Annotated in this window: 5 protein-coding genes; all 5 read right to left on the bottom strand. The window is 74.1% G+C overall.

Annotated features, from left to right (window positions below; all coding sequences use genetic code 11):
- Positions 1–281, bottom strand: a 281-nt coding sequence (locus tag IC63_RS17140) for an ATP-binding protein (RefSeq protein ID WP_332257837.1), incomplete at its 3' end; no start/stop codon positions are given.
- A 46-nt stretch (positions 282–327) separates the two neighbouring features.
- A complete protein-coding gene (locus IC63_RS16485; protein WP_084116023.1) occupies positions 328–1326 on the bottom strand; it encodes a tol-pal system YbgF family protein in 999 nt (332 codons plus the stop codon).
- A complete protein-coding gene (locus IC63_RS16480) occupies positions 1326–1856 on the bottom strand; it encodes an OmpA family protein (RefSeq protein WP_036722609.1) in 531 nt (176 codons plus the stop codon). Before IC63_RS16480 ends, IC63_RS16485 begins: the two co-directional genes overlap by 1 nt.
- Positions 1857–1906: 50 nt before the next feature.
- Positions 1907–3280, bottom strand: coding sequence for a Tol-Pal system beta propeller repeat protein TolB (gene tolB / locus IC63_RS16475; RefSeq protein ID WP_036722607.1), 1374 nt, complete (start codon positions 3278–3280; stop codon positions 1907–1909).
- Positions 3281–3336: 56 nt separating this feature from the next.
- Positions 3337–4532, bottom strand: a 1196-nt coding sequence (locus tag IC63_RS17135) for a hypothetical protein (RefSeq protein ID WP_052042344.1), incomplete at its 5' end; no start/stop codon positions are given.

The raw sequence follows: 4532 nt of genomic DNA, 5'->3' as shown, positions 1-4532 counted from the left end.
CCCGCGCCCCACCCCCCCCCCGCCCCCCCCCCCCCGCCCCCCCCCCCCAGCCCCCCCAACCCCCCCCCGCCATGATCCCAGGCCAGCACCCGATGCGGCACGTCCAGCGCCGGGCAGGCGCGGGCGACCAGCGCCGCCTCGTCGGCGGATTCTGGACGCAGGGCGTGATCGACCGTGGCGGCTTCAAGCGCGATGCCGCGCTGGCGGCCCCAAGCCGCGGCCATGTGCAGCAGCGCCAGCGAGTCCCCCCCGCCCGACACGGCGACCCCCAGCGAGGGCATCGCCCCGGCCAGACGGTCCAGTTCGGCGGTGACGGCGGCCTGCGGCTCAGCCGCCATCGGCCACGTCGGCTTCGGCCTCGGGGTCGGCGCCGGCCGCCGGGTCGGCGCCCGTGGCGTCCGGCGGGGCCGGGTCATCGGCCAGCGCGCCGCAGCCGGCCGTCTCGCTGCGCCGCAGCGCCTCGTCGGCCTGCGGCGTCCCGGCAAAGCGGGTGGTCAGCTCGGTCAGATAGATGCAGGCCTCGGACGCGGGCTTGCCCACCACCGACACCCGCGCCAGCCCCAGCAGTGCGTCGGGCGCGCGCGGCCCGGTCGGCGCGGCGGCAAAGGCCGACAGCCACGCGGCCGTCGCCGCCTTGGGATCGCCCGCGCTGTCCAGCGCCGCGCCCTTCAGGAACAGCGCCTCGGCCGCGGCGGGGCTGCCGGCATGGGTGTGGGCGAACAGGCCGAACAGGTCGGCGGCTTGCGGGAAATCGCCGGCCTGCATCGCGGCGTTGGCGCGGTCGAAGGCGCGCTGTTCCTCGGCGGTCAGCGGCATGTCGGGGGCGGGGGCCGTGGGAGCCGCCAGCTGCGGCGGCAGCTGCGTCACCGCCCCGCCGCCCTCCAGGTCGCCCAGCGTGGGCGTGGTGAGGGCGGCCAGGTCGCAGCCATCCTCTAGCTCGCACAGGCGGAATTCGATGTCGCCGACCCGGTTGGTGCCGTCGCGGACGATGCGCTCGATCCGGTTCTTGAGCCGCTCGGTCTCGCCGGTCATTCGGGTCAGCTGGCGTTCCATCGCGTTCATCCGGTCGATGGCGCTGTCGCCGCCGGCGGCCTTGAAGCCGGCCGCGCCCGAGGCGTTCAGCTCGGCCCGCAGGGATTTCAGCTCGGCCGCGAGCGTCCTCAGCTCGGCCCGCAGATCGGCCAGCGAGCTTTCCGCCGGCGCCTCGGGCGCCCTGGCTTCCGGCGCTGCCGCTTCCGGCACCGTCGGCGCTGCCGCCTGCTGCGCCCAGCCGGAGGTGGCGACGGCTGCGCCGACCAGCGCGCCCAGCATCGCCGCGCGCAGCATCAGACGCCGGTGCCCGGCGAGACGATGGTGACGGCGCGGCGGTTCCTGGCCTGGCATTCCGGGGTCGAACACACCTCGATCGGGCGTTCCTTGCCGTAGGAACTGGTGCGGATGCGCCCCGATTCCACCCCCTGCGACACCAGGTATTCCTGCACCGCGCCCGCCCGCCGCGCCCCCAAGGCGAGGTTGTATTCGCGGGTGCCCTTTTCGTCCGAATGGCCCTCTACCACGGTCGAGAAGCTGCCGTTCCGCTTGAGCCAGTCTGCCTGCTTGACCAGCGTCGCCCGCGCCGCGCCGTCCAGCGAGGCGTCGTTTTCCGGGAACAGCACCGTGTCCCCGGCGGTGCGGGCGAAATCGGCGGCGGTCACCGTGCCGGGCAGGTTGCCGGGCTTGACCGCGCCGGTATAGCGGGCCGGGCCCCCGACATTCCCGGCATAGGGGTCGGCGACGACGACCGGGGCCGGCGGCTGCGCGCAGGCACCCAGCACCGACAGCATGGCGGCCCCTGCCGCGATCCGAAACCCGTTCATCACCTGACGCCCCTCGCGTTCATCTGCGGTCCGTGTCCTGATGCCGCGCCTTACGGCAGCAGCGGTCCCCAGTCGGGATCGGACGCCGCGCCCTCGATGTCCAGAGGCCGCATGTTGCGGCCGGTGACGTCCACCGAATGCAGGCGCGACGTGCCCTCGCCGCCCGGAGTAGCGCGCGTGAACATCACCACCCGCCCATTGGGGGCCCAACTCGGGCCCTCGTCAAGAAACGATTCTGTCAGCATTTTCTCTTCCGTCCCGTCCGGCCGCATGACCCCGATGTGGAAGCTGTCGCCCTGCTGGTTGGTGAAGGCGATCAGGTCGCCCTTGGGGGACCAGGCGGGGGTGCCATAACTGCCCTCGCCAAAGCTGATCCGCTGCGGCTCGCCCGATCCGTCGGCGGCCATGACATAGATCTGCTGGCTGCCGGACTGGTCGCTTTCGAAGACGATCTGCCTGCCGTCCGGGCTGTAGCTGGGCGAGGTCTCGATGGCCTGGGTCTCGACCAGCGGGCGCTCGGCCCCGGTCGCCACGTCCATCTGCCACAGGTCGGTGTTGCCGCCCTTTTCGCGGGAATAGACGATCCAGCGCCCGTCCGGGGAAAAGGCCGGGGCAAAGCTCATCGTGCCGGCTTCCATCTTCAGCGGGCGCGACTGGACGCTGGCCACGTCCATCAGCATGATCTGCGGCATCCCGCTGGCGAAGCTGGTGTAGAGCAGGCTGTTCCCGTCCGGAGAGAAGCGCGGTGAGACGACCAGGTCGGCGTCATCGGTCACCCAGATCGGGTTGGCGCCGTCGTAATCCATGATCCCGATGCGCTTGAGCCGCGCGTCCTTGGGGCCGGTTTCGGAAATGAAGGCGACGCGGCTGTCGAAATAGGCGGTCTCGCCGGTGACCCGGGCATAGACCTGGTCGGCGACCTTGTGGGCGACCCGGCGCCAGCCCTCGCGCGGGGCGTCGAACTGCATCCCGTCGCCCAGCGGCTGCCCGGAAAACACGTCATACAGGCGGAACTTGACGGTGACGTCGTCGCCCTGGACCGCGACCGCGCCCAGGATCAGCGCCTCGGCGTTGATCGCGCGCCAGTCGGGATAGGCGATGGCGTCGTCGAAGGCGGTGGGCTTGGCGACATGGGCGTCGGCGGGGATTTCCCGGAACAGGTCGGTCCCGGTCAGGTCGGCGGTGACGACCTGCTGGATCTGGCCGGCCAGCTCGCCTGCGCCGCCCTCGTCGAAGAACGGGGCGACGGCGATCGGCATCGGCTCGACCTGGCCGCCGGTGATCTCGATGCGCAGCGGGCCCTGGTCCTCGGCGGCGGTCATCGTCGCGTCGGGGGCCGGAGCGGGCGTGTCCTGCGCCGTCAGCGGCGCGGCACAGAGCGCCAGCAGGGCGGCGGCGGCAAGGGAAAACAGGGTCCTGGTCATGGTGCGGAAAGCCTTAGCCTGATTGTCCGGCGGACGCCATGCGGCGCGCCGGGGTGTCAACGGATCGACGGGCCGCCCTGCGGGCGGAAGTCGATGATGGTCTGCCGCCAGCGGGCGTATTTCTCGATCGGCAGCTGATAGCCGTCCTTCTGATAACCGCAGCGGATGATCGCGCGGCGGGCTGATTCGAAGGCCTGCGCGGCGGCGGCGTCCGAGCCGCCGTCATGACCGACCAGGCGCACCGAGTCCTCGATCGGCATGCCGTCCTGGGACATCTCGAACTCGACCGTGACCGAGACGCGCTGCGCCTCGCGCGATAGCGAGCCGACGTTCCAGCAATCCTCGATCTGCAGCCGCAGCCCGTCCTTTTCGCCCTGCGACAGCGGCGGCCCCGAGGCCGCGCGGCCGCCGCCGCCATCCGCGCCGGCACCCTCGGGGGCCTGCGCCATCGCCTGTTCAAGCGCCTGCGTCAGCGCGTCGGGTTCGTCGGGGGCGACGCGGGGGGCCTCGGCCTGTTCGCGAGCCTCGGCGGCGGCCCGGGCGCGCTCGGCTTCCTCGGCGCGGGCGAGCGCTGCGGCAGCGGCCGCGGCGGCGGCCTCCTCCTCGGCGCGGCGGCGCTCCTGCTCGGCGCGGCGTTCTTCTTCGGCGCGGCGGGCTTCGGACTGGCGTTCGGCCTCGGCACGCTGTTCCTCGGCCTGGCGGTCCAGTTCGGCCTGGCGCTCGGCCTCGGCGCGTTCGGCCTCCTGCCGGGCCTGTTCGGCCGCGCGGGCGGCGGCTTCGGCCTCCAGCGCGGCCTGGCGTTCGGCCTCCGCGCGGGCGCGGGCCTCAGCCTCGGCGCGCTCGGCCTCTTGCGCGGCAGCGGCCGCGGCGGCGCGTTCGGCTACTTCGCGGGCGGCGGCCTCGGCGGCGAGGCGCTGTTCCTCGGCCTGGCGTTGGTCCTCGGCCTGGCGCTGTTCCTCGGCCAGACGCTGTTCTTCGGCCTGACGGGCGGCTTCGGCCTGCCGCGCCGCCTCCGCAGCCTCGGCCTGACGTGCCGCCTCGGCGGCCGCCCGCCGCCCGCCAGCGCCAGGCCGAGCCGCAGGGCGCCCCCCCCGCGGGGGGCCGCGGCCACGGCGCGCGGGCGGGGGGGCGGGGGCCGGCCGCCGCCCCCGGGCGGGGAGCGACGGTTGGGGGGGGCCGCGGGCCCGCGGCCGCGGCGCCACACGGACCAGAGGCGCGGCGCACGAGCCCGGGTCCGCGTGCGCGCGAGCAG

The organism is Paracoccus sphaerophysae, from assembly GCF_000763805.1.
Taxonomy (GTDB): domain Bacteria; phylum Pseudomonadota; class Alphaproteobacteria; order Rhodobacterales; family Rhodobacteraceae; genus Paracoccus; species Paracoccus sphaerophysae.
Note: the sequence above shows the minus strand (reverse complement) of the source record. Positions and strands in the feature narration are given on the sequence as shown.

Bases quoted from the DNA above. Each gene is read 5' to 3' on its own strand.
- IC63_RS16485 (WP_084116023.1), bottom strand. From the start codon at position 1,326: ATGCTGCGCGCGGCGATGCTGGGCGCGCTGGTCGGCGCAGCCGTCGCC.
- IC63_RS16480 (WP_036722609.1), bottom strand. From the start codon at position 1,856: ATGAACGGGTTTCGGATCGCGGCAGGGGCCGCCATGCTGTCGGTGCTG.
- tolB (WP_036722607.1), bottom strand. From the start codon at position 3,280: ATGACCAGGACCCTGTTTTCCCTTGCCGCCGCCGCCCTGCTGGCGCTC.